21 protein-coding genes are annotated in these 26,434 nt (G+C 52.4%); 4 read left to right on the top strand and 17 right to left on the bottom strand.

Going from position 1 to position 26,434, the window contains the following annotated elements:
* Positions 1-53: 53 nt before the first annotated feature.
* A complete protein-coding gene (locus tag HQN87_RS00235; protein WP_173125977.1) occupies positions 54-923 on the top strand; it encodes a M15 family metallopeptidase in 870 nt (289 codons plus the stop codon).
* Positions 924-943: 20 nt separating this feature from the next.
* Positions 944-1,435 carry a VanZ family protein gene (locus HQN87_RS00230; RefSeq protein ID WP_173125974.1) on the top strand — a complete coding sequence of 164 codons (492 nt, stop codon included), beginning with the start codon at positions 944-946 and terminating at the stop codon, positions 1,433-1,435.
* A 34-nt stretch (positions 1,436-1,469) separates the two neighbouring features.
* Here HQN87_RS00230 and HQN87_RS00225 read toward each other — a convergent pair whose 3' ends face one another.
* From HQN87_RS00225 to HQN87_RS00215, 3 genes are all read right to left on the bottom strand, one after another.
* Complete coding sequence (locus tag HQN87_RS00225; protein ID WP_173125971.1) at positions 1,470-2,501, bottom strand: hypothetical protein; 1,032 nt, start codon at positions 2,499-2,501, stop codon at positions 1,470-1,472.
* Between the two features lie 19 nt (positions 2,502-2,520).
* Positions 2,521-3,444: a cysteine synthase A gene (gene cysK / locus HQN87_RS00220; protein ID WP_173125968.1), complete on the bottom strand. Its 924-nt coding sequence runs from the start codon at positions 3,442-3,444 to the stop codon at positions 2,521-2,523.
* A 933-nt stretch (positions 3,445-4,377) separates the two neighbouring features.
* Positions 4,378-8,277 carry a galactose-binding domain-containing protein gene (locus HQN87_RS00215; RefSeq protein WP_216857085.1) on the bottom strand — a complete coding sequence of 1,300 codons (3,900 nt, stop codon included), beginning with the start codon at positions 8,275-8,277 and terminating at the stop codon, positions 4,378-4,380.
* A gap of 234 nt (positions 8,278-8,511) precedes the next feature.
* Between HQN87_RS00215 and HQN87_RS00210 the strand changes: the two genes are divergently transcribed.
* Positions 8,512-9,594 carry a nucleotidyltransferase domain-containing protein gene (locus HQN87_RS00210; protein WP_173125966.1) on the top strand — a complete coding sequence of 361 codons (1,083 nt, stop codon included), beginning with the start codon at positions 8,512-8,514 and terminating at the stop codon, positions 9,592-9,594.
* Between the two features lie 81 nt (positions 9,595-9,675).
* Here the strand turns inward: HQN87_RS00210 and HQN87_RS00205 are convergent, their stop codons facing one another.
* A complete protein-coding gene (locus HQN87_RS00205) occupies positions 9,676-10,374 on the bottom strand; it encodes a Crp/Fnr family transcriptional regulator (RefSeq protein ID WP_173125963.1) in 699 nt (232 codons plus the stop codon).
* A 313-nt stretch (positions 10,375-10,687) separates the two neighbouring features.
* The gene (locus HQN87_RS00200; RefSeq protein ID WP_173125960.1) at positions 10,688-12,223 is read right to left on the bottom strand and encodes a DUF4153 domain-containing protein; all 1,536 of its coding nucleotides are present in this window, start codon (positions 12,221-12,223) and stop codon (positions 10,688-10,690) included.
* A 114-nt stretch (positions 12,224-12,337) separates the two neighbouring features.
* Here HQN87_RS00200 and HQN87_RS00195 point away from each other — a divergent pair, with 114 nt between their 5' ends.
* Positions 12,338-14,014, top strand: coding sequence for an ABC transporter substrate-binding protein (locus HQN87_RS00195; protein WP_173125957.1), 1,677 nt, complete (start codon positions 12,338-12,340; stop codon positions 14,012-14,014).
* A gap of 56 nt (positions 14,015-14,070) precedes the next feature.
* On the opposite strand, the gene HQN87_RS00190 is transcribed toward HQN87_RS00195, so the two are convergent.
* The 12 genes from HQN87_RS00190 to HQN87_RS00135 all read right to left on the bottom strand — a co-directional run bounded on the left by HQN87_RS00190 (position 14,071) and on the right by HQN87_RS00135 (position 26,130).
* Positions 14,071-14,562: a DinB family protein gene (locus HQN87_RS00190; RefSeq protein WP_173125954.1), complete on the bottom strand. Its 492-nt coding sequence runs from the start codon at positions 14,560-14,562 to the stop codon at positions 14,071-14,073.
* A gap of 67 nt (positions 14,563-14,629) precedes the next feature.
* Complete coding sequence (locus HQN87_RS00185; protein ID WP_367272638.1) at positions 14,630-15,688, bottom strand: DUF1835 domain-containing protein; 1,059 nt, start codon at positions 15,686-15,688, stop codon at positions 14,630-14,632.
* A gap of 197 nt (positions 15,689-15,885) precedes the next feature.
* Positions 15,886-17,055: an MFS transporter gene (locus HQN87_RS00180; protein WP_173125951.1), complete on the bottom strand. Its 1,170-nt coding sequence runs from the start codon at positions 17,053-17,055 to the stop codon at positions 15,886-15,888.
* 142 nt (positions 17,056-17,197) lie between these two features.
* Positions 17,198-17,500 carry an ArsR/SmtB family transcription factor gene (locus HQN87_RS00175; protein ID WP_173127582.1) on the bottom strand — a complete coding sequence of 101 codons (303 nt, stop codon included), beginning with the start codon at positions 17,498-17,500 and terminating at the stop codon, positions 17,198-17,200.
* Between the two features lie 277 nt (positions 17,501-17,777).
* Positions 17,778-18,602 carry a carbohydrate ABC transporter permease gene (locus tag HQN87_RS00170; protein WP_173125948.1) on the bottom strand — a complete coding sequence of 275 codons (825 nt, stop codon included), beginning with the start codon at positions 18,600-18,602 and terminating at the stop codon, positions 17,778-17,780.
* The gene (locus HQN87_RS00165; RefSeq protein WP_173125945.1) at positions 18,595-19,491 is read right to left on the bottom strand and encodes a carbohydrate ABC transporter permease; all 897 of its coding nucleotides are present in this window, start codon (positions 19,489-19,491) and stop codon (positions 18,595-18,597) included. The genes HQN87_RS00170 and HQN87_RS00165 overlap by 8 nt, the downstream gene beginning before the upstream one ends.
* Before the next feature lie 111 nt (positions 19,492-19,602).
* Positions 19,603-20,937: an ABC transporter substrate-binding protein gene (locus HQN87_RS00160; protein WP_173125942.1), complete on the bottom strand. Its 1,335-nt coding sequence runs from the start codon at positions 20,935-20,937 to the stop codon at positions 19,603-19,605.
* A gap of 184 nt (positions 20,938-21,121) precedes the next feature.
* Entirely contained in the window at positions 21,122-22,903 is a 1,782-nt protein-coding gene (locus tag HQN87_RS00155; RefSeq protein ID WP_173127579.1) for a cache domain-containing sensor histidine kinase, read from the bottom strand.
* A gap of 5 nt (positions 22,904-22,908) precedes the next feature.
* On the bottom strand, positions 22,909-24,531 hold the full coding sequence (locus HQN87_RS00150; protein ID WP_216857084.1) for a response regulator transcription factor: 1,623 nt from the start codon (positions 24,529-24,531) through the stop codon (positions 22,909-22,911).
* Between the two features lie 94 nt (positions 24,532-24,625).
* Positions 24,626-25,069 (bottom strand): GNAT family N-acetyltransferase, encoded by a 444-nt coding sequence (locus HQN87_RS00145; protein ID WP_216857083.1) that lies wholly within the window; start codon positions 25,067-25,069, stop codon positions 24,626-24,628.
* A gap of 54 nt (positions 25,070-25,123) precedes the next feature.
* Positions 25,124-25,561 carry a hypothetical protein gene (locus HQN87_RS00140; RefSeq protein WP_173125939.1) on the bottom strand — a complete coding sequence of 146 codons (438 nt, stop codon included), beginning with the start codon at positions 25,559-25,561 and terminating at the stop codon, positions 25,124-25,126.
* A 35-nt stretch (positions 25,562-25,596) separates the two neighbouring features.
* A complete protein-coding gene (locus HQN87_RS00135; protein WP_173125936.1) occupies positions 25,597-26,130 on the bottom strand; it encodes an AAA family ATPase in 534 nt (177 codons plus the stop codon).
* Positions 26,131-26,434 lie beyond the last annotated feature (304 nt).

Here is a 26,434-nt window from a genome sequence, read left to right as displayed (position 1 = left end):
TTTTTAAACACACTCCCTTATGCTGTATTCATAGAGCCAAGGAGGAAGATAACATGAAGAAGTGGTTATTAGTGATTGTAATTGTCGGGCTGGCCGGTTATGAATGGGCTTCGCGGGACCGGGAGGATGCTAAGGCTGAACTGAACACCGGCACCGTGCAAGTCTCTACAGATAAAGGTTCCAAGAATCTGACGCTGATTCCCAAAGGCCAGATCTACAAAGGTGATTTGCTGCTGGTCAACAAGGATTATCCCGTACATGAAACGGGCGTCAGCCGGGACATTGTCAGTCTGTTAGATCATGAGGAGCTGACCGCAGGGTACGGGCTGCTGGACCACAAAACACAGCTCTCCAGACAAGTGGCAGAGAAATTCGCCGAGATGGTGCAGGCCGCTTCCGGGGAGGATATCAACCATTTCCTGATTAGCAGCGGCTATAGGGACAATGCGAAGCAGAAGCAGCTCTATGAGGAAAAAGGGGCTGACTACGCCCTGCCGCCCGGATACAGCGAACATAATCTAGGCTTGTCGCTCGACATCGGCTCCTCACAGATGTCCATGAGCCATGCCCCTGAAGGGCAATGGCTGCGGGATAACGCATGGGATTACGGCTTCATTCTGCGCTATCCTGAAGATAAAACAGAGATTACTGGCATCCAGTATGAGCCTTGGCATTTCCGTTATGTAGGGCTGCCGCACAGCATTATTATGCGGGATAAGAATTTCACCCTGGAAGAGTACCTTGAATTCCTTAAGCAGCAGCAGACGATCACCACTACCGTTAACGGTACCCACTATCAGATCTCTTATATAGAGGTCAAGGGAAATACCCCGGTTCCTGTGCCTGCCGGTCAACACATAGAGCTCTCTGGAGATAATATGGACGGTGTGATTATGACGGCAGAAAGCGGTGATGCGGAATGAACCAAGCACATAATCGGAGAATGTACGGTTTACAGGCACTATTAGCCGTATATATCTATATCCTGTTCAAAATCATTTTGTTCAAATTTGGTTCGATTGATCTCAGCTTTCTCTGGCAGCAGCTTCAGCACGGCCCGGAGAACATTATAGGAAGTCTGCAGAGAGGCAACCTGACGCCGCTTGCTACGCTGTCCAGCACCTATCACCATGTCACCCCTCACAGCTTTGTTAATTTCGCGGGAAATATCGCTTTGTTTATACCTTTTGGCATATTCCTGGTGCTCTTGTCCCCAAATGGAAAAGGCAGCGGCTCCTTCAGCGGTGTGCTGCTCTGGTCCTTCGCATTAAGCGCCGTGCTGGAAGGGGCCCAGTCGGTCTTTTATATCGGAACCTTGGATGTGGACGATCTGCTCCTGAATACGTTCGGCGGGCTGCTCGGCTATCTGTTGATCCGCCCTTTAATGAGTATTTATATAACAAGCAGACAAGGCTCCTCCGTCACCCAGAAGTGATGGGGAGCCCTGTCTGCTTGCCGTTCCCTCTGAACTACAAGGGAGAAATATAACGGCTGTACTCGATCTTCAGTTCTGTGAAGCTACCACCTTGCTGGGACAGGAAAAAGCTGCTTACTCCCTCCGCTCCCCACCAGTTCAGCCCAATCAGCAGTCCGTCTGCTGCTTGCGCCGCGAACAACAAGGAGAACATCTGCGGAATCACCTCACCGCCGTCATCGACCCGCCAGACTGAATATTCATTGTCCTGAAGCACAGCGGGATAATCCTTGAAGCTGAGCTTCCCGTCTTCCTCCAGCACAAGGCTGAAGAGCATATCCTTATCCATTCTAACGAACTGGACGACATAGAGCCGTCTGTCCGGGCCCAGATCAGCCAGCTTCCACACCGACTCAATCTTCCGCTGCTTCACGGCCGCTATACTTTGTCGCACAGGATCTTCAAGGGCAAGCTGTGGAGCCGCCGGGTCGGCGGGCTGAATCGCCAGCAAGGCAGCCTGCGGGAATTGGGCAGAATCGGCCAGATAATAGGTTTCATTCTGTTCAGCCGCGCCACTCTCAACCTTGAACAGATAACCGGACAGATGGGGAATATTATTCGCCAGCTCCCGTCCGTTGCTGTCCTCACTCCCCGCCTGCCACTTCTCGAACTTCACGGCCAGCTCCTGGCCTCCGTTGCCGATGGCCGTATTCAGGGATTGCATCTGCTGTTCATTCCCCTCCTCTTCCCTAGTGACAAGAATATGACTCCCGGTCTCGTCGGCAAATCCGAAAACAGGCTGCAGCTTGTCAGGGTCCATGAATGCCGTCAGTGCGGACGGACTGGAATCCGGGGCGCTTGCAGCAGGCTCCGTCCCTTCCGGGGCATCCGTCTGCCCGGCGGCAGGTGAAGGGAGCTGCGTCCCGGCAGGGGATGGCATGGCCGAAGCTTCTGCACCGCTTGTATCGTCATTGCCGCCCGGCCTGGAACACCCGGATAGGCTGAAGACTAAGACAACTGCTGCTGCAAGAATAAGGATTCCGGCCGCTCTGACCCGGTACCGGTTGCGGCCCTTCACTTGATTCATAGCGTACCTCCAGTGAAATTTAGTCAAAAATCCCCATACTGAGATATCGTTCTCCAGTATCAGGAGCAATACACAACACCCGCTTGCCCCGGCCTTGGCGCCGTGCTTCCTGCAATGCCGTCCAGACTGCTGCTCCGCCGGAAGGGCCGATCAGAATTCCTTCGGTGCTGGCAAGTACTCTTACCATCTCCAGGGCATTCTCGTCGGATACCTGCACGATCTCATTGTAGATGCTAGTGTTCAGAATCGCCGGTACGAAGCCGGGGCTGGTTCCCACCAGCTTATGCGGTCCGGGCTGGCCGCCGGACAACACCGGTGAACCCTGCGGTTCCACGACGACTATGCGAAGCTCGGGCAATTGTTCCCGCAGTGCCTCACCAGTGCCGGTAATGGTCCCGCCGGTGCCGGAGGTGGCGACGAAGACATCCAGCCGACCCTCCATCTGCTCCAGAATTTCCGGGGCGGTAGTGATACGGTGAATGTCCGGATTCGACTGGTTCTCGAACTGCTGCGGGATGAAGCTCCCGGCAATCTCACGCCCCAGCTCCACCGCCTTGGCAATCGCGCCGGGCATCCGTTCCGCCGCCGGAGTCAGCACCACTTCCGCCCCGTAAGCCTTCAGGATATTGATCCGTTCCTTCGTCATATTATCCGGCATAATCAGAATTGCCTTATACCCCTTCGCCGCTGCATTCATCGCCAGACCGATGCCCGTATTGCCGCTCGTCGGCTCGATGATTGTACCGCCGGGCAGCAGCCGTCCGTCCAGCTCCGCCTGCAGGATCAGATTATAGGCTGCCCGGTCCTTGACGCTGCCGCTGGGATTGAACATCTCCAGCTTCACATACAGCTCCGCATCCTCCGGTCCGGTCACGCGGTTCAAGCGTACCACCGGCGTTCCACCGATCAGCTCCGTGATATTATTAACTACCCGCTTCGTCATATGCGCGCCTCCCTCGTTCTTATATATGATATAGGTTCCATTGTATCGCTAACGTATGCCGCTTGTCGATTTGGCGGATAGGGATTTGATTTGAAATAGTGCTTGAAGTAGTGCTAGAAGTGGTGCTAATCGAAATGGAATTGTTGTAGTAAATGCAGGATGTCCGGCGGGGGATCGAATCAGATCGGGGATTGTTGTATATTTTGCAGGAAATGCTTACAGATCGGCCGTTCAGCGCCCGAAGTGTTGCACTTTGTGCAGGAATCCTCTAAATTCGGCTAAGAAAAGATTAATTTGTTGTAAAACGTGCAGGATTTCCATGGCTTCACAGGGTTCCCGGACAATCGCAGACCATTGTAACGGTTATACCTGTTGTATCAAGCAAATGGAAAAACGTATCTTAAATTCTCCATTTCTGTGCGATGAGCGGAAGCAAGTGGAAAAACAACAACTAATCAGGTTGGTTTTCGCTGGAATGGATGAAATGGAAGAATTTAAGTGCCGTTTATCCAACTGCTGTTACAACATCGCCCATTCGTTCGGCAGTAAGTGGAGGAAATCCAACTGCTTCATATGCTTCTCTCTTTGAGCTTGTCCGGCATTACCTTCATGCCCCATTTACAAGCCTATCTCGCATAACGCCTATCCGGATGCCATAGCAGATCGGTCAATGATTGTTCTTGTAATGCTGCTGTGAAGCACATGCAACGCAACAAATCGCCCCCGTATATACGGGAGGCGATTGTTGTGCGGCTCTTTGTGCAGTCCTAAGTGATGGGAAGAAGTTCTTGTACAGCCCTGAGTTACGAGTGCCGTTTCTTGTACGGCTCTGAGCTACGGATGGCTCTATTTTTAACTCATTCGTATCCGGCTGAACCTGTTCTCAGATAAGCATTATAAGTCTCTGCCACATGCTCTGATAAATGTTTCTCTCTACGGATTCACTGTAATCGTGAACGTAGACGTTGTGTTTTTGATAGGTGTGACTGTGTTCTGGATCTTCAGGTTGTTGAAGACAACGTTGCCTACCGCAGGGCCTTGACCCGCTTCGGCCGATTCATTGGCCCAGATGCCGACCCCGGACTTGGCGTCGAAGGCGTCGCCGCTCTTCTGCGCACCGGAAATCGTAATGTTCGTGAAGATCGTATCCGCTACCGGGAACTGCGGCGAATTGCCGACATAATTGGTCTGGAACATGATCCCGTGATAGGTCGGATCAATGATATCCACATCGCTGACCCGGATACCCTGGAATACCTTGGAGGCGGAGAATACCCAGATGGCCGGAAAAGTCTGTGCGCCCCAGAAATGTCCACCCGACCGGACCACGGAGATATTCTGGAAGTTCGTCGTCGGTGAAGCCCCGAATCCGTTCATGGCATAGCCGAAGTCGAGTGAGCTGATTGTGATTCCCGAATAGCAGAGCGTATCCGCAATATAAATGTTGCGGAAGGTATTGGCATAACCGCCATAGACGGCAACACCGGCTGCACGCCAGGTCAGGATCGAGGTCAGATTCTCGTAGACATTGTCCTTCATGTCAGAGCCGCCGGAATCAATGGCCGAGAACAACGCGAAGCTGTCATCTCCGGTCGCCCGGGCTTCATTGTTGGACACCAGGTTGTTGGTGCTGCCGTTGGTCATATTGATGCCGTCGGCGAAGGTGTTGCGGATACGCGAATTGCGGATCACCATGTAATCGGTATTCGCCCCCCAGTACATACATACCTGATGTTCGGTCCAGATGTTGTCAATCGTAATGTTCGCCACATTGGAGAAGTCGAACACCTTGCCTGGGCCGTCAATCCGTGAAGTATAGTTGCCGAAGTAAGCAAAACCCGAGAACGTCGAGCCATTCGCAGAATCGGTAGCCCTGAAGCCGATATCTGTATTGGACTGGTTGACTGGAGCATAGAACCGCGTGTACCACGGGCCGGCTCCAATGATCTTCACTGCCTTGCCGTATACCTGGAATTTGTTCGAGGTCTCATACGTTCCCGCAGGAAGATACACGCCGACCAGGTTCCCCGTAGTATCCATACGCACCTTATCCAAGGCATTCTGCACATCCTGGTGGGTGAATCCAAGAGGTAACGTATATTTGGACGGGTCCGGATTGGCAACCGGAGCTACCTGCTCCAGGCTGACGAAGTCTATGGCATATTGTGAAGTATTAGCCGCATCCTTTTGCAGCCGGATCGTGCTGCCTGCCGGAATGGTACTGTCGAACATGATATTTGCTTCATCATAGATATGACGCGGTGAGCCTGCGCTTGGTGAATTGCCCGGGCTAACCTCTGACCCGTAGAGCCAGGCGTACTTTGAAGTCAAAGTAATGGCTTTGTTATAAACACCATTTACATAAATATTGAGCGTAGCGGTTGTTCCGTCTCCGCTTGCCGAATCCGGGATGGAGAACCGGGTGACCAGCGTATTGGTATTGGCTTTGGTTGTGAATTCGACATAACTGCCTGTTGTACTCAGCGTAACGGCTCTTCTGCCCGAAGCTTCACCGGCAAGATCGCCGATCGTACGGTTCGGATTCAGCTTGACCGCCCCGCCGCCGGTCACTCCGTCCTCCGCCTCATACATGTCGTATGGCATATTGGCCCCGCGTCCGATGTAGAGCGGCTGGTTCTGGATATTATTGGCCCGCTTCACTGCCAGTTCGTTCTGATCTACGGCAATGTCTGTCTTCACATTGTATTTCCCGTTCACTGCGGTCCAGGTCCCGAGCGCAACCGGAGCCGTAGTGCTTCCGGCGGCAATGACACCGTTATACGAACCGGTTAGTGTTGTGATAACTGTACCGCTGGTTGTATCCGTAAGGGTCAGCGTGATGTTATGCGCACCGCCTGCGGAGGCCGCCGTTCCCTGATTTTTAATAGCGACCGTGAAGCTCACCGTGTTGCCTCCTGCCGGATTGCCCGGAGACCAGCTGACTGGAGACGCGATCAGATCCGAGCTGGATACCGGATTTACGGTAAGAGAGGACGGATGGCTGTAGCTGTTATTCCCTTCATTCATTTCAATGACGGTGTTGTTCTCGTCAACCTTGGCACTTAAGGCATAGGTTCCGGCATCCCTCGCCCCGAGACTGAACGATACATTAGCCGATGCACCTGCGGCCAGAGCACCGACTGGCGCAGTACCGGCAAGCGTGCTGCCAAGGTAAAAGCTAACGGTGGTTGCTGCCGAAGAAGCAGACCCGGCATTTTTCACAGTGGCATTCAGTGTAATGGTATTGGTCTCTACCGGTGCAGACGGGCTCCAGGACATGCCGGTTACCGTAAGATCGGGATTCGCAGCAGGTGTGCCGATAATCTGGAATTCAGCCACCTGCCCCGCGCTTGAACCAGAGTTCGCAGTGAATTTCAGTTGCAGTTCACTGGCCGTTGCCGAGACCGGAATGGTCACTGAGTTGCCGCTGGCCGGGTTGAAGGTATACACTGCGGCGGGCACCAGACTGGTGAAGGCTCCTGTAGACTGGTTATGACCCAGTACCTGAATGGTTTGGGTACGGGTAGCCCAGGCCGCAGCCGGATTAAGCTTCACGACTACAGAGGTTACATTGGCGTTCGACCCAAGGTTCACAGTCAGCGTATTCGGATAACTTCCTCCTGCTCCCTCCCAGTATGTGGTCACATCTCCGTCATTCGCGTTGGCCGGGACAAAAGTGAAGACGGAAGAGGAGGCATTAACCGTTTTGCCGATGGCTAAGTTCGAGCCGGGGCCTGCGCTTGGAGTAGCCGTCGGTGCAGCAGATGGTGAAGGCGTTGGCGTTACAGCCGGTGTTGGCGTCGCAGTAGCAGTCGGGGCTACGGTTGGCGTGGCCGTCGGTGCGCTAGTCGGTATTGGTGTTGCGGTTGGCGCTACTGTCGGAACGGGTGTAGCCGTAGCGGTCGGTGCCGCTGAGACGGTCAGGACCAACTGATCCAGATTCACGTTGCCGGAGTCGGACACATCATATTTGTAGGCAATCGTGTTATTTCCGGCAGTTAAGGCAAGCGTCTCAGCCTGTGTGGACCAGGTATCCCAGTTCGCCAGATTGGCAAGCGAGGTCTGCCTGATCTTCGTCCCATTTACGTAAACACTCAGCGTCCTGGTGCTGCCGGAAGCATTGGCGTACCGCAGTGCTGCGCTATAATTACCTGCCGATACGGCGGATATGGTGAAGGTCGTGGCTGCCCCCTGAGTCAGGTAGCCGTCAACAAATGCCGAACCGGTATAGCCGGTATGATCCGTGTTGGTCTTGGCTCCGCCGGATAAGGCGGCTGCTTCCGCTTCATAAGTTCCGGGCGGAGAAACCGTGGTTCCGTACACCTCAAGTTCGGATAGCTGGGCAGCAGGCCAGCCGGTGTTGGCGGTGAAATTTATTTTCAGATAACGGGCGGTTGCTGCTGTGAATGGGATAGTGACGGCGTTGGAGCCGCTGGAAGGATTGAAGGAATAGTCCGCAGAAGCAGCCAGATTGCTGTAAGAGACATCATCCGTACTGCCTTGCACAGACAGCGTCTGTGTTCTGGATTCCCAGCCCGCAGGCAGCTTTAGTACAACCTGATTCACACTGCTGCTGGCACCCAGATCCACCTTGATCCAGTGCGGAAAAGCATTACCGGCACTCTCCCAATACGTGCCCTGATTGCTGTCGTTGGCATTCGCTGCCACGTACACATCACCAACAGAGCTTGCGCTGATCGTCTTGCCTTGAGCCAGATTGCCTGCCGCCGCCCCCACTGCCGGAAACAACGCTAACTGTCCTACACATAACACGAGAATCAGACCGTACATCAGGAATTTCTGTTGCAGCAAAGCCTTGGTTCTGCTAATCATTTAACAACCACCTCCCATAAATTTATGGTTCCGTCTTCAGGTATGCGCTTACATAATAACTAATTATGGTAATAATATAAGATAATGCTTGGCTGAGGTCGATGGCGTATCCTATGCATAGTATGTGCGTACATACGGCCCGGAGAGAATGAACCTAATTGAAGTCGGTATATCCTTCGGTACTGGCTCCTTTTACAATAAATACAACAAGACACAGCTTAGGGGGAACTAATTATGAATGCTACGGACAAGCAGGAGCTATTATCCAAAAATGAAAAACTCATCAACATGGTGATTGAACGGGCCAAACGGGATTATCCGGAGGAGATTGCGATTATTGGGCTTACGGGTTCTTTTCGGACCGGGGATTTCCATGACAAAAGCGACCTGGATCTGATTATCATCAATAACAACAACCAAGGCTGGGGCATCTCTTCCTGCTTCATTCTGGGTGATGTCGGATATGATATCTACTGCACACCGTGGGAGACCAGGATTGAAGAGCAGGCGGTGCTTGAGCATCCGATGATCGCAAGTCTGGTGGATTTGCAGGTCCTCTATTGTGCCAAGCCTGAATATCTGGAGAAGCTGAGTGCGTATCAGCAGCGTGCGCTGGAGGCGTTGGATAAGCCTATCGGCAGCGAATGTCTCGGCAGAGCGAAGAAGTGGATTGACCTTGCCAAACAGGAATACGCGAATACCCTGCTTGCTGAGGATCTCGGGGCCGTTAGGCTAGCCTCAGCCGAGGTTGTATACAATCTGGTTAATGCATTGTCGCATATGAATAATACGTATTTCAAAAGAGGACTGAAGAGATACCTGGAAGATAGCGCAGCCTACCGCTATATTCCTGAGAATTATGAAGCGATCTATATGAATGTGATTCGCGCCAAAAGTGTGGATGAGATCAGAAGCACCTCACAACTCCTCCTTAAAAGCATTCTTGATCTATACCATACGATGGTTCAGGAATACGCAGATCAGCCTGTGCCGACCTATGATAATCTTGCAGGAAGCTATGAAGAGTTATGGTGTAACTACCGCAACAAGGTGATTGCCAGCACAGAAGCGAAGGATGCCTCCTACACCTTCTATGCCGCAATGGGAGCACAGGAGTTCCTGGATGATATGACAGATTCACTGGGAACCCGGAAATTTGATCTCATGCCGTATTTCGATGCCGACCGGCTGGATTTGTTTAAGGAGCAGTTCCTTAAGGCGATGGATGAATATCTGGAAGAATATCACCGGGCCGGGCGGAAGGTTGCGCGGTACGATACTTTTGAGGAGCTGTACAGCCAGTATATGAAGCTATAGGCAATGACACAGCAAAGACCCCCACCGTTTCGTTACGGCGGGGGTCATATGCGTGCCGCTAGACCTTGCAGCCCGGCAGGCTCAATCATACAGATTCCCGTTAGCCAGCATCGCCAGCCGCTCTTCATCCAGCACAATCAGCCGTCCGTTCCTGCGTTCAATAATTCCTTCTTCGATCAGGCGGCGCACCACACGGTTCAGATGGCGGTAGCTCGTACCGAGCAGATCGGCGGTCTCTGTCAGGGTAGAAGTGCGGATCTCCTCCACCCGCTGAGCGCCCGTGTTGTCCGAGAACAGCGACATCAGATAGCTGGCGAACCGGTTCTCTACCGGATAGAGTACATTCATGGCTGACGTCTGACCCAGCGTATACATTTTGTGGCTCAGCTCACCGACCAGGAACCGCAGCAGTGCTGTATTGTCTTCCAGTTCCCCGAGCAGCAGCTTCCTTCCCGCGACCAGCAGCAGGCTGTCCCCTACAGAGACCACCTCATTCTTGACCGGATACTGGCGCAGCAGCTCCACATCCCCGATTACGGACATCGGCCGGGCGAACCGGACCAGCATCGACTTGCCGTTAGGCAGCAGCGTATGAATCTTCAGCTTGCCCTGTACCAGAAAGAACATATGCTCCAGCCGGTCGCCCACGGAGCAGATCGCCTCCCCGTCGCCGTAACGCCGAAGCTCCATCCGGGCAATGGCGCCGCTGCTGAACATCGCTGAAAGCCCATTCTGCTCCGTAAGCGCGCGCACGGCCTCTGGATTCATTATCGACTGCATGAAGCTCTTCCTCTCCTTGTCTATATAAGACGCACTTAAGTTTTGAACTTGAAGCTTCGTCGTCACTGCGGTGAACATTTGGACTTTCGGCCGCTGTTGTCACCAGATTTCTTGAATTATTCCGCTGTTCGCAGGTGAAATCCGGTGACAAAGGCGGTCGCTACCGCTCCTACAGCTCCAAATTTCCCCTCCGCTTCTTTTGCTTTTTGTTTATTTCTTTAGTGCTTCTTATATAGTATGTCTATCCGTTAGGACATGTGTCCTTCTGGAATCACTGTAACACAAGTCTGGGAGAGGAAGCTATCTAAGTTAGTCAGTGTACGGTGCCTTCTGCAAAATAATCCTCCAACGCTCTCCACTCCCGGTAGTTCGCAAGATTGAATGAAGGCCAATTCTGCACCGGCCGTGCGCGTTCAGACAGCCGGCTGCGCAGCTCTTCGTCCAGAATCCCCTTCTCCTGCTTGCTGAATTCGATCAGCTCCGGAACCACATCTGACGAGAGTTCGGTCAGATAGGCGGCATCCACACTGCCGCTTGCGGCATAACGCTGGATATTCTGCTTCGCAATGATATGATCCATGCCGATATAGTTCATCAGCACGTAGGAGAGCAGGCCGAGCACGATGTAGCATTTCAGCAGCGGGAAGGATTCCCGGCTAATCCGCAGTACAGCAAGTACAAGCAGCAGTCCGAGGAAGATCATGAAGGCATGTACCAGGAATCTTATATAGGTGTAACCGTAGGCCTCTTCGTACAGCGTCAGCCGGGAGTATGCGGAATACAGCATGACCATCGAGCAGAGCACCAGGATATACAGCAGGAGCTGGATCGCCCGTTTCAGGTTACCGCCCGCTTTGCGTACGGCCAGCAGGGACAGCAGCAGAATGGCGAAATTGATCGACGTTACCAGAATCAGCTCAAAAAAACCGCTCCGTGCATAATCCGCATAGGTGCTGTCCTTGGGCAGAATACCGTCCCATGCCCCGAACAGGTAAGAAAACTGTACGCTCACAAACAGAATGTACACGACATTGATCGCGGCCAGAACTGTAGTGATGATAACCGGATCATCAATGCCGATACCGTCATCCCCTGCTTCAGCTGCTTCCAGCTTCCCTGCCATGGCATCCAATTCGCTGGCAGGAGCCGTCCGGATATAAGACTTGCTGTGCACGAACCCCCATACGAAGCCGAACATGCCAAGGCCAAGCAGCAGAATCCACAGCGCTCTGAAGATCCAGTCCCCCAATGAGATATTGTAAAAGTAATCCGGGAGCGTGGACAGCAGCCGGTTGAACACCCCATCAGCGGTGGAGAGCAGTGAAGTGACAACCAGCAGCAGCGGAACGGAAATCAGCAGGCCGATCAGCACACGCATCAGCACCTGCTTGCGTTCATTTGGAATGGTCCCTTTGCCCCGGCGCATCAGCTTCAGTGCAGTGCCCCAGTTGCGCAGACTCTGCGGGAACAGATGCTCAAGGGCAGCCCAGATCAGCCCGAACCCGCTCCAGGCAGGCTTACGGTAACTGAACATATAGGTCATATGTAATAGAATCAATACCGGAATGACCAGGAAATTAAGCACAAAGAAAAACCAGTTGCCAAATAGCGCATAAGTCAGAGACAGCAGACCAATCGAGCCCATCCAAACGTAGCTGAACCAGGTCTGCTTACGCATTCTCTCCTTGGCGAAATAGAATATAAACGCATAGAATAAGCTGACAAAAATCGGGTAAGAAATCCCCGGCATCTTGCCGTAGAACAAGTACTGATGCACAAGCGCAAGCAGAAACGCGGCCAGCAAGGCCATACGCGCAAACCCCGGTTTGTGAGCGGTTTGATCGTCCATGGTAAATTCCTCCATCTTTTAACTATCTTATCCTGATTTTAGCTGATAAAATAAGAAGAAAAAGAGAAATATAATATTATTAATTTCCTATTTTAATGAAAGGAGAGACTCAATTTGAAGCTGCACAGCCAATACCTGAAGCTGCACTCGCATCATGGAGGTCCGCCAGAGACCGCCGTCACCCTGGATGAGCTGGCCTTGACCCTGGGCTGCACCCACCGCAATGCACTGCATGTGATCCGCAAAATGGCCGATCTCCATTGGATCACCTGGACACCGAGCCGGGGACGGGGACGCCGCTCCAAGCTGGTATTCCTCGCGGCCGCCGAGGACATTGCCCTGGAATCCATGAAGCAGGCCATAAGCAGCAAGGATATCAGCAGTGCCCTGGAAGGCATCCGTGGACATGCCCGCACCTCATCGCTGCAGGATACGCTTCAGGGGTGGCTGCTGGCTTATTTCGGGCATCACGCCGAGATGCACAGCGACAAGCGGATTGATACGCTGCGGCTGCCGGTTACCCAGCAGCTCCATACCTTCGATCCGCTGTATATGAATTTGCTGGCGGAGTCCTTTGTCGCAAGCCATGTCTTCGACGGTCTGGTCGGGCGCAGCGGTGAACGGGGCAAGGTCATTCCCGGCCTGGCCCATGCCTGGGAGACCGATGAGAGCCGGACAGCGTGGACATTTCACCTGCGTAAGGAAGTGTTATTCCATCACGGCAAGGTGCTGACCGCCGAGGATGTAGTTTACTCGTTTGAACGGATGATGTCTACCTCGCAGCGCACGCTATACAGCTATATTTTCAAGGAAATCCGGGAGGTCAAAGCGCTGAATACCTCCACCGTCCGCATTCTGCTGAAGAAGCCGAACGAACTCTTCCTGCCCTTCCTCTGCACCAGCCGGGCGGCTGTTGTGCCCCGTGATCTGCAATCTATCGGGGAGAATATGTTTGGACGCAGGCCGGTAGGAACCGGCCCCTTCAAGGTAGTCGAGATGAACAAGGATACTTGTGTGCTGGAGGTGTTTCCTTATTATTTTCAGGGACGGGCCCATCTGGACCGCGTGGAGATTATCTATGTGCCGTGGAGTTTGAAACCGGAATCCCCGGAGACCAGCTCTGCCTTCCATATCATCCCGAACCCGTCAGCAGCAGGCGCAGGCTCCTTAAGCAGAATCCATTCCGAGTCCTTCGTACGCAAATTCGTTACCTGCAACACCAAAAAAAAGGGACCGCTCAGCGATCCCCTTCTCCGTGCCGAGCTGTTGTCCTGTCTGCAGGAGACTCCCCGGGAGCCTTTTCGGCATGCTGTGGAGCCTCCGGCTGCGACACTCCAGATTGCGACCATCCCGCAGTATACCGGGGATGCCGAATATATTGCCGCCAGGCTCACACAGCACGGATATTCCTGCAAGGTACTATCCGTGTCGCCAGAGGAATTCAAAGGCCCAATCCGTCTGAAGTCCGACCTGATTGTCTTCTCGCTGCTCCGCGATCAGGACGAGCAGCTGCGGCTGTACGATCTGTATCTGACCCTCTCGCAGCACATTGAACCGCGCACCCGTGCGAGCATTGAGGGCAGGCTGCACCTGATCTCCCGGGAGCCCGACTCCGCAGTGCGGGCTGAGGGCTTCAAGGTCATTGAAGATACCCTGACGCAGGATCATCAGCTGCATATCCTCTACGAGCGGCCTGCCGAGACCGCTTATCTGCCCAGCGTGCGCGGGGTTACGTTCAACAGCCAGGGCTGGGTAGATCTGCGCCACCTCTGGTTCCCGCCGGAGTTATAGTCCCATCAGGGCAGGCTGGACCGGATAAGCCGTTATTTTATAGAGGACATGTCCACCTAAACTTTGCCGGGTAAATACGCTGCCAGCCCTCTGCCGGTCAGGTTCGCGGATACCGGCTTCTTGCCGAGTTCCCTGGACCAGACGGAGAGCTGGCCGATGTGATGGATCTCGTGAGCGATAATATGACGCATGATCTCGCCCCAGGCGTCTTCTGTCACCCGTCCATCCGGCCGCTCGTCCCTCAGAATTTTCCGCTCCAGCCCCTCATGCCAGGCCAGTACGAAGGATTCTACCTCCGGCCGGAACCGTGCATCCAGCTCTCTGATCTTCTGCAGACTGTTATACTCCGTGAAGTCCGCCCGCAGATCAGGCTTGCCCTCCATATCCCGGACCCAGCTTAATTCCACATCCACAATATGCACAAGCGTCTGCAGAATCCCGCCCATTCCGCCTATGCGTGTCTTCACCAGCTCCTCCTCCGGCAGCTCCTCACACCATTTGTACCATTCCTCGCGGACCCCCCAGTTATACCTGAATAACGTTTGCATCGTTTGCCTCCTTCATATTTATCATTTCACATGATTATATCATTCTCTCTCTTCCCATGTCCGTCCTTCAATCCTCTGAGCCCCTGCCCTGCTTGCGTCTAATGCTGTAGAATCTCATCGCAGTCGGGACGCCCCTGATCTCCAGAACCCCGCTATAGATCAGTTCTCTTACCCTGGACTCATAATAAGCGTCACCAATATCCTGTTCACAGTTCCCGAGCGCCTCTCCCACCAGCCGGGCCGATTTCAGGAAACCGTCTTCCCCTGGCGGCGGGTCCAGCGAGTCCAGCTTCTCCAGCAGGTAGCTGTCATAATAATCAGCAGGCACCTCAAGTACAGCCTCATCCTGCCAAATCCGCAGTACGCCGGACTGCTCCGACATCTCCTGCCATTCCCGCGTGAGCCTTGCGATATCTGCAGAAGCCAGTCTGCTGCCTTCACCGATTCGCAGCAGGGCTTCCCGCAGCTTGTCAGCCGGAATCTCACTTGAACTACGATAGATACAGGAGGCATCCGGGCCGTTATATAGCTCCTCACAGATTGAACAGGCATCACACACTATAATTTCGTTCGGTCTATTCCCGAGCAGATGCACAGCAAGACGCAGCGCCGTCTGCTCGGAAGCACTTCTGCTCGTCCAGATGACGACCTTGGCCTGTTCGGGGATCAGCTCCAGGTTGCCGAGAAGCTCTGTATACTCCCGTTCACACTCATCAGAGATAGTGAAATATTCCTGGATATGCTGGCGGAACCAATCGCTCCTGAGCTTCCTGCCCACCGGCGTGTCCAGCTGGCCCAGCGGACCTATAGCGTAATTCTCCCGCATCGTTACAAGCTTGTGCGTATCCATCCAGCTAAGTCCTCTCAATGCCTGCTTCATACTGCCGGTGAAAGAGTCGCCGCACAAGATATGTACATGGGTACAATCCGGCGAGGGGTCCCAGAATGCCCGTTTGGCCGGAAGCTCCATCAGACTTGTGTAGTATTCCAGCAGTGAGGCAACGGGTTCTGCAATCTGTTGTTCAAGCGGCTCTTCAAGCAGCTTACTCTGCTCCTTTACCCGTCCGATCTGCGCCAGAATCCGAATCAGATACAACTTCACTTCATCTTCCCTCAAAGTGCTCACAGCTTTTTGTATTTCCTGCATATTCTTCAACAGGATCACCTCTGCTCTGTATATTCATAACGTCAGCCCGTATTGCCAGGTTCTATCTCTATAGTAAATTTAGTAACCCGAAGAGGCAAGCTGAAGGAAAAGCACGGTGTCCGGAATGTCCGGTCACCGCGCTTTTTGTCACCAGAAGTATTTCTGTTGTCTTGAACTTAATGTTGAATATTTATCTTTGATTTAGAATTCATTCTATATAAGATGAGCGTAGCGATTATAGCAATCGCAACCCCTGCAGCACCAATCCATGTAATAGATGTGAGCGAGACCGTTTCAATAGCTACCCCACCTATACCAGCACCTGCTGCCATCGAAAGCTGCATCATAGACTGGTTAAGGCCAAGCATAACACCTGATGCTTCGGGTTCAATTGTCGTTAAATGATATTGCTGCGTTGGACCAGATGACCATGCGGAGAACGACCACAGCAAAAGCACGACCATTACACCAATGAATGTATTCGTCACAAAAGACAATATAATCAGCATTACAATATGGAGTATCAATCCGCTGAACAATGTCGGGTGAACCCCCCACCGGTCTGTGCTGAGGCCACCAATTTTGGAGCCTATCATGCTGGCTATTCCAAATATAAGCAGAGCTCCGCTGAGATATTTATAACTTATGCCAGATACTTCAAGCAGATACGGTGAAAGATACGTATATGTAACCGAATATCCGCCAAGCCAAAAGAAGGTAATAGCTAATCCCAATGCTACCTTAGGCTTTTTTAGTAACCTTAATTGTTGCCGTAATGGAATAGGTTCATCTCCCTTAACACGCGGGATTGTGAAAGAAAGGATGACCATTGCGATAATACCTAGAAGGGCAATTCCTCCAAACACAGATTTCCAGCCAAGCGTATCCGCTGCAATGCGCCCAAGAGGCACGCCAATGATTAATGATGCTGTAAAGCCCATTACGACTGTTGCAATAACACTTGCTTGTTTCCCCTCAGGGGCAATTTTAGCTGCAATATTTAATGAGGTAACAACCACTAGACCTGCGCCTATGGCCATAATGATGCGGGCAACCACAAACAATCCATACCCAGGCAGAAGAACCGCAAGAATGTTAGAGATCACAAATAAGCCTAGACCCAGAATAATTAATTTCCGCCTGTCCATACTTGCGGTTAGAGCCATAAGAATAGGAGTGAATAAAGCGTAGACTAGAGAAAAAATCGTAATTAATTGCCCGGCAGCAGCAAGTGAAACATCAAACGAAACGGATACCTTATCTAAAATGCCAGATAGAATATACTCGGACGTCCCTACCAAAAAACTAACAATTGCTAAAATATAAACTTTCCAACTTAGCGACATAAAATAATACAACTCCTTTGTTTTAATATATATAATTCGCGAATTGTCGATATGATAAGTAAAAAAAGACATATCGCGAATTGTCGATTTGTAATACCAAGATAAAGCCAAATTCCGGGTAAAGAACTCAGTTTTATCTCTCTTACATATCACTCATCGTATAATGGGCCAACTTACGTATGGCTTCCTCGTCTCTCTGATAATAAGTAAATTTGCCTATACGTTTGGTTGTGATCAACCCTGCCCGCTGCAGCATCGTAAGATATTGAGAAGCCGTTGACTGAGTCATGTTTAGCTTGTCGGTTATTTGACTTACACAAACCCCAATCTCCTCCATATCCACTCCTTCATGGGGCTTAAAATGAACATATGGCTCTTTGAGCCATTGTAAGATCTGTAACCTAGATTCATTCGATAGCGCCTTAAATGCATCAATTGGATTCATAATTTTTATTATATTGATCATTTGCGATATGTCAATACGGTAGCCTTATTGGTTTTCCTCCTGCCCACACCCCCACATGAATTGAACTTGAGTCCTTCCCATTTTGGGAGGAGTGGCGGAAGAGATGTTTGGAACTGTAGGAGCAATAGCGTCCGCCTTTGTCTCCGGATTTCACCCGCTAATAGCGGCATAAATCAAGAAATCTGGAGACAACAGCGGCCGAAAGTCCAAACGATCTCTGTAGCCACGACGATTCCCAAACCTGAAAATCTCTAGTTCACTTCACCGACCCTATCATCCCAGCCACAAACTGCTTCTGCATCACAAAGAACACTAACGCCGTCGGGATCGTGCCGATCACGATCGCAATCATGATCATGCCGTAATCCGGGGCGTAGCCCGAGCCGAGTGTGGAGATCAGCAGCGGCATCGTCTTCGTCTGCGGCGTCTGCAGGACAATCAGCGGCCAGAGATAATTGTTCCAGCTGGACATGAAGGTGATGATCGCTCCGGCGGCGTAAGTGGTTTTCATGGTCGGCAGATAGATCCGCAGGAAGATCCCCAGCTCACTTAGCCCATCCATCCGTCCGGCCTCCAGCAGCTCCTTCGGGAACATCTTCGTGCTCTGCCGGAAGAAGAAGATCAGGAACGCCGTAGTCACTGTTGGCAGAATAACCGAAGTCATCGTATCAATGCCCATCCACGGGAACACATTGGAGATTTGCCCGAACATCCGGTAGAGCGGAATCATCAGTGCGGCGAACGGGATCATCATCGACAGCAGCAGAATGTTGAATACGATGTCCTTCGAGCGGCTGCGGAAGACCTCGAAGCCGTACCCGGCCAGCGAGGCGATCAGCAGGGCCAGCAGCGTGGTGGTCACCGAGATTTTTGCCGAATTGATCAGGGATAACTGCAGGTCTGTGGTATCCAGCAGCTTGCGCAGATTCTCCAGCAGATGGGTACCCGGCAGCAGCCGCCCGCGGGTGACATCCACCGACTTATTCGTGGAGCTGACCACCATCCACAGGAATGGAAAGATTGAGACAATGGCCGCGATGCTAAGGAACAGGTACATGAAGAAACGTTTGCTTTTAGCCATTTTTATCACCTGCCACTTTGAACTGGATGACCGACAGCAGCGCAATCATAATCACGATCGAGTATGATACGGTGGCTGCATAGCCGAAGTCCGCTGAATATTTGAACGACAAATTATAAATGTACTGGGAGATCGTCTGGGTCGCATTGCCCGGGCCGCCCTTCGTAATATTCATGACCTCATCGAACAGCTGCAGCGTACCGATGGTTGACGTAATCGAGGTAAACAGGATGATCGGCTTCAGCAGCGGAACCGTAATTCCGAAGAACTGGCGTGATGCCGAAGCCCCATCAATTCTGGCGGCCTCGTAGATGGAATGGTCAATATTTTGCAGGGCGGACAGGTAAAAAATCATGTTGTAGCCCGTCCAGCGCCACGTGATCGCTATGATAATGGTGATTTTGGCCCAGAACGGATCGGTGATCCATTCAATCGGGGCACTGACCAGATGCAGCTTCAGCAGCATGGTATTGACCAGGCCATTGCCGGCGAATAAATACTTGAATACCACTGAATACGCAACCAGTGAAGTTACACAGGGCAGGAAGATCGCCGTCCGGAAAAACCCCTTGAATCTCAGCTTGCTGTCATTCAGCAGCACCGAGATAAACAGTGCCAGTATGATCATCAGCGGCACCTGAACGAGCAGATAGATGAAGGTGTTCTTGACCGAGGTGATGAACGTCTGGTCAGACAGAAGCCGTGTGTAGTTGTCGAATCCGGTGAACGTCAGATTGCTGCCCGTTCCCGTCTGGAACGATAGAATCAGCGCTTGAAGCATCGGATAGAAATAGAAGACGAAGATCAGAATGACCGCAAGCAGGACGAAGGACCATCCGGTCAACACGCTTTTGGTGCGGAACCTAAGTTTGGAATTTGTTTGATGCACAGCTGCCCAGTCCTTTCCTTATCATTTAAAATAAACCCCGGGCGCCGCCCGCCTCCTGAACTCCCGGAAGCTGCAGGCCACACCCGAGGTCTACCTGTGTGCATTGCTCAGTTATTTAATCTGTGATTCGGCCTGGGTCTGGGCATCGCTCAGCACACTGTCAATATCCTTGCCGTTGAGGTAATTCTGCATCTCTACAATCAGGATGTCTTCAATTGCATAGGTGTTGATACCATAATTGACGCTTGGAATCTGCTCCGTCCAGGCAGCGAAATCCGATACGATCTTCTGGCCGCTGAAGAATTCATTGGCCTGGCTGTAAGCCTCTCCGCCCGCAGCCGCCTTGAAGGTGCCGATAACACCGATATCTGTCAGCAGCTTCTGATACATCTCCACATTCGAGCCGAAGGTCTTAGCCATGAAGTCCGCAGCCGTCTCCTTGCCGTCCACATTCATCACATACCAGGAGCTTCCGCCGAGATTCGAGGCATGAACCGATTTATTCACGGTCAGCTTCGGAAGCGGGGCGATGGCCCACTTGCCGGACTGGGACGCTTCAGCCGTAATCGAAGGGGTAATCCAGTTGCCTGTCGGTACGGAGGCCACATCACCGCTGTTCAGCGCTGCAACGAATTGGCTCCAGTCCGCGTGAACCTTGGCGACATTCGAATCGGTCAGCTCTTTGTAGGTTTCAAAAGCTTCCTTAAGCGGGGCATTCCCGGCAATATTCGGCGTCTTGCCATCTTCCTTCAGATACCATTCGCCTGCGGATTGAATCATGACCCGGATCAGTCCGAGGTCGTTCGGGTCCAGCGTAATCAGCGCTTTGCCGGTTTTGTCCTTCACGGCCTTGCCGATTTCAATATATTTCTTCCAGTCGATATCCTGCAGATCAGCTGGCTTGTAGCCTGCTTGCTCCAGATAGTCCGTTCTGACATACAAGCCGGTTACGCCGGAGTCAAAAGGAATTCCGTACTGCTTGCCGTCCAGGCTGGTCGGCCCGCTTTTGTAATCCGCGAAGTCCGTGCCTTTGATGCTGCTGCTCAGATCGTAGAAGGAATCCTTGTACGATTGCAGGAAGCTCTGGGAACGGTAATCTTCGATCAGCACGATATTCGGCAGACCTTTGGTCGTTCCGGAGTTCAGCCCCGTGTTCAGCTTCTGGATAATATCAGCCTGTGCATACTCTACAATGTTAATTTTCACATCCGGGTTGGTCTTGGCATATTCTGCCTTGGCCACTTCCAGCGCCGCAATATTGAAGGCCGGGTCCCATGCCCAGATCGTAATTTCCTTCGCCTGTGCAGGCTCCGTAGCTTCTGTATTCTCAGTCTTCTCTGTCTTCCCTGTATTCGCTGGGCTGCCGGAATTCTTGGAACCCGAGTTCGAGCTGCAAGCCGTGAGCAAAAGCATACAAATCAGGATTAACGCAAAGCCTTTTTTCATTTGTAATCCTCCCCTTTGATGCGCTTTTATGTGTTCCGCTGTCATGTAAGCGCTTATTTACATAAGTAATCTTATCACCCGCCTCCGGGGAGCCGTTAGAACTTACTTTATGGGGATTGGTCATTTTATCGCCTGATTGTAAGCGCTACCTATTGGCCGTTTGTTCTTTTTTTGGATAATGGTATTAATTTTGTCCCGTGATCAGCGGCAGCCGGATTCGGATGGCCGTTCCCTCGCCCGGCGTACTCTTAATCGTGATCCCATACTCTTCGCCGTACATCAGCACCAGCCGGTCATGCACGTTTTTGATGCCGATTCCGGTAAAAAGCTGGCGTTTGCCCGCAGGCCCGGATACCTTCAGCTCCGCTTCTCCGGTGTCCATACCGTCTCCGTTGTCGACCACCTCGCAGAGCAGAGATCCGGCATCCTGGGAGATGAGGATATGGATATATCCTCCGCTTTTGTACGTAAACGCATGGAAGAAGGCATTCTCAATAAACGGCTGAATAATCAGCTTCGGCAGATGGAATTCCATACAGTCCGGGGCGATGAAGAAATTCACCCTGATCCGCTCGCCGTAGCGCACATGGTTGATGAACACATAGGACTTGAGATTCTCCAGCTCCTGGGCCACGGTAATGCTCTCATTGACATTGCTCAGCGCATTCTGCAGCATCGAGATCAGGGCATGGATCGTATGGACCGCCTTCTCCTGACTGCCCTGCTGCACCAGGAAGTTCACCGAGGCCAGCGTATTGTACAGAAAATGCGGGTTAATCTGATGCTGCAGGGCCGCAAGCTCCGCATTCCGCTGCTCCTTCTGCGTCTCCACCAGCTTCTCCACATACTCATTCAGCTCGTCCAGCATATAGTTATAGGCATGTCCCAGCTCCTGAAATTCAAAGCTCCCCGTCACCGTGATGTAGTTGTGGAAGTTACGCTGGGTGATCTTGGACATCTGCCGGGTAAGCAGCGTTAGCGACCGGGTCAGCCTTCTGAAGATCAGAAAGACCACGATCAGGGCCACGATAACGATAACGGAGCAGAACAGCACCACCATTTTACCGTTGACCATCTGGCCGAGGGCGGTTTGCTTATCAATCAGGTTCACAATATAGAAATCATAAGACGGCAGGTAATCCGCAATCAGAATCGAATCTGTCCCGCGAAAATCAATATTCTGATAAGCAAGCTGCTGCTCCTCAATCTCCTTTGCCACCTGCAATACGTCCGCCGCCTGCTGGCCCATCAGGTCACTGCGGTTACTGGACACAATCATCCCCTGCTTATTCAGGATCGCCACATCGTTCCCGGTACTGACAAAGCTCCCATAGAAGGACCGGAAATCTTGTTCATGAATCGTAAAATAGAGCGTCCCGTAAATATCGCCCGTTGTCCGCTCCATTAGCGCTTTACTGCCTACGATGACTGCTTCCTTCAGCGGCGAATCCGGCACCGTCTCCTCATAGTATTGATACATCAGCCGTTTGGGTTCGGCGAGCGTATTGCGTGTCAGCTCATGCTGCTGAAGCTCCGGGTCGCTCATTAGCAGATTGTTCGTATTGGTGGAGTAGCTGCGGCCGTTTTTGCCCATAATCTTGACCCCGACCTGGTAGGCATCGAGGGTAGACTGAATCTTCTTCATCTGTGAGGTCATGTTGTAATAGGTCCGCAGCATCCCCAGGGAGTTCGAGTCCTTTTCAGTCAGGAAGGTCTTGATCGTGCCGCTGAGCTGGGTATTGTTAGTCGCCGTAACGACCGAATAGTGAAAAGCTTCAAAGCTCGCCTTGATCTGGCTGATCACCTTGGAATTCGTAATACTGAAGGTATTCATGAACAGCCTCTCCGACATGCGGACGGTGGTCCAGGAGGAAGCGATCGCTACAGCGATGATGCTGATCAGCATGACGATGAAGATTTTGATGAACAGGCTGTGAAATTTGAAACGTTCCCACACGCTGCGCATCGCCTCTACACCTGCCCGTAATGCTGACGCCGGTAGCCGCTCGGGGACAAGCCGGTATACTTCTTGAACACTTTGCAAAAATAGCTGTGATCCCCGTACCCGACCATGCTGCTAATCTCTGATATCGGTGCTTCGCCTGCCCGCAGCAGCTCTGCCGCCTTGCCCGTGCGGATCGTGTTGAGATGCTCCTTGAAGCCCTCCTGATTGTAGGCCGTGAACAGACTCGACAGGTACGAAGGGTTGAAATGAAAATGACGGGCCAGCTCGGTAAGGGTCAGCGGCTCAGCATAATGCTCCTCTATGTACTGAAGCAGCTTGGTCATACTGGCATTGCTGCCCGGCGCAGCCGCTGCCGATGAAGTCAGCTCCATAATGCGGGCCAGATAATTATCCAGAATCCGTACCGCCTGATCCGCAGAACCCGCCTCGTCTATGGCCCGGAACAGACTGTATTTCCCCTCCTCCAGCTCCCGCAGATGGCTGAACTGATTCGTGACATTGAAGACGATGTTGCCCAGGAAGGACTTGAACTGGAACACATCTCCATCGTTCTGCCCGCTAAGTGCCTCTACGTACTGACGCAGGTCACCGAAGGCTTCCTCCAGTTGCTGACGCTTCAGCTGCTCGGTGAAGTGGGTCAGATTGAACTTCGGCAGCAGGTCGGCTTCACGCTCCGGCAGCTCCCCATATACCAGCAGGACCTGGTCCGGCTTGAAAAAGCGGTACTGCTGCAGCCTCTGCACAGTCTCCTGCCGAACAGCCGCCAGTTCGCTGAGCGAACCGAACATCCGGCTAAGCGTCAGACGCAGCTCCGGTTCTTGCCCGGCGAGAGTATCGGCCAACCGGTGTACCGCCTCCAGCAGCTGCGGCCGCCGGGCCTCCTGCAGATTGATCAGCATGAGCATTGCGCCCGGCTCTGTGCCTGGGATCACACACTGCACCAATCCCGGAACACTGCGTTCCAGCTCCCCGGTTATAGCAGTGGTGAGAGTGGTGCCCGGGGAGGCGACTGGATTGCCGCCCTCCGCCATCTGCACAGTCTCCCAGCCGAGGAGCGCGAAGGAGCCATGCGGAAACTGCTGCTTCACGTACTCTTCGCTCTCCGGCTGCAGCCGGTAACCGGAGATCATCCGGCCGAGCAGGGCATCCAGTGGCTGCGGTGCCGTATCTGCCTGCGTTCCCGCCGTGCTGAGTTCCGGGATGCGGTCCCGGGTTGTGTGGAGCACCTGCAAAAGTGCCCCGGCTTCCAGCTTCGGCTTCAGTATATAATCTGCCACCCCGTTCTGGAACGTGGAGCGCACATAATGGAACTCGCTGAAGCTGCTCAGCACAATCACCTCAGTCGCCGGATAATCCCGCTTCACCAGGCGTGTTAATTCCTCGCCGTCCATCACCGGCATCACTATATCGGTAATGATGATATGCGGCCGCAGGGCCGGCAGCAGATTCAGCGCTTCCCGTCCGTTCGCCGCCTCACCTACAATCTGAAACCCTTCGTGTTCCCAGTCCAGCACATATTTAATCCCTTGCCGGACCAGAATTTCGTCGTCCACAATCAGTACCTTGCATATTTGATTCACAGTTGTCCCCCGCCTTCTGTAGTTATGACCGCCGGTCCAGCCACTCATGAACGGATTATAAAGCGCTATCATCAGGATGGTCAAACTAAAAATAAGAGTAGGGAGAAGTTCCCTGCTCTTGTTGGTGCAACTTGTATTTACCCTAATGCGAGCTTAAATGCTTCCGGTATCCCTCCACCTGCTCCTCTCTATACCCCATAGCCTCATAGAAAATATGCGCTTCCTTCCGCTTCTCCCCTGACACGAATATGATGTAATAACAGTCCCGATCGTGGGCAATCGCTTCAATAGCGGTCATCAGCTTTTTGCCGAGACCTTGCCGCCGTGCGCGGGAGGAGACTACGACATTCTCAATCACCATGAACGGACGGCAATCCCCCACGAGGTCCTGGCAGACGATCCCCATCAGCGAGCCTAACAATTCCCCGTCTACAAAAGCACCCAGCAGCACATACCGCTCATCCTCCCGGATGGTCCGAAAAGCGGTCTCCAGCTTCACCGGGTCCGTAGGCCCGCCAATTAACTCATGATAGAGTGTGTTCAGTGCCTCCAGCGATTCTATTCCGATTGCTTCGATTGTTATCATGATAGGTATGCCCCGCTTTCCTATTGTTGTGAGACCGCTGCTGCCAGCCGTCCCCTACTTCTCATTCTTCAGCTCAAACTCCTCACTCTTCCCGTCCCATTCGACAGTGACTTTAATGACGGAGTCCTCTCTCTCTATCGTCCCACTTCCAGAACCGCCCATTTTCAGCATTCCTATAGGAACAGGGCCTTCAATATTCTGGCTGCCGCCGCTTCCCCGGCCTTTATAAGTATATTTCATCTGTTTAATCGTTTCGAGATCGGACGGCTCACCTTTGTAATGCAGATTGAATGTATATTGCTTGAAGCTTTCACTGGTTACTTTATCCCGTTTAGTAATCAGCTTCTGGCTGGCCTCCTGCTTATATACCGCCGACCAGGTTTCGGCCTCACCTTTGAATGTATAGTTGAAATGAGTCGTCTCCGTATTGCAGGACGTAAGCAGCAGAAGCAAGAGTCCGGGAAGCAGCAGCGCACGTATCATCTTCTTCATGGTCAGTCCTCTTTTCTATAGTTGATTAGGAGAAGTTAACCGGACATATATTGCAGCACGGCATTCACCCGTTCCTCCACCGTAAGATCCCCTTCCAGCCGCACAAGATTACATTTCAAGCCCGCTATCCATTCCTCATGCAGCGTCCGGCTACGGACCTCCGGTCCGGCTGAATCGTACAGTGCCGCCCAAGCCATGAATTGCTGCACCTCCTCATATTTATCCCCGCCAGGCAGACTCTCATCCCCGTAACGTTCATATTCCCTTGCCCGCAACCGCTCCAGACGAACCTGCTCAGGAATCCACAGGAAAATCACCAGATCAAACATATCACGCAGCGGATCACCCCAGCCGCAGACTGCACCGGATAGAATCCATGGCTCTTGCTGCTCCAGGTCCGTCCGCAATCTCCTAAGACGTTCTGCTACAACACTTTGCTTACTGTACTTCTGCTCCCAGAAATAATCGTCACTGTCCAGATGCACATGGGGAAGCCTTGCCGCCAGCACCTGGCCGAGCGTACTCGTGCCTGCTCCGGAAGCTCCCATAATATGAATTCTGCGGTACATAGGCCCTCCTGAATGAAAAATCATTGTATCCATTTGTATATTTTACCATGCTGTCCCTCATATTTAAACCAAGCAGCCTTACCCCGAAGGTCCCCTCGGCCTCCCCAGCGGCAAGCAAGTGGACAAACGTATCTTAATTTCTCGGATTCTGAGGATTCTCACGAAACAAGTGGAAAAAAGGCATCTGCTATGTTGGATTTTATCGCTTTACCTGAATATTGCTGAATTAAGTGTTGTTTATACAACTGCTGTCCCACCAACGCCCCAACGTCTACCAGCAAGTGTACAAAATCCACCTATTCCC

This window comes from Paenibacillus tritici, assembly GCF_013204885.1.
Classification (GTDB): domain Bacteria; phylum Bacillota; class Bacilli; order Paenibacillales; family Paenibacillaceae; genus Paenibacillus_AQ; species Paenibacillus_AQ tritici.
The sequence above is the reverse complement of the archived record's forward strand: the minus strand, read 5'-3'. Positions and strand labels throughout refer to the sequence as shown.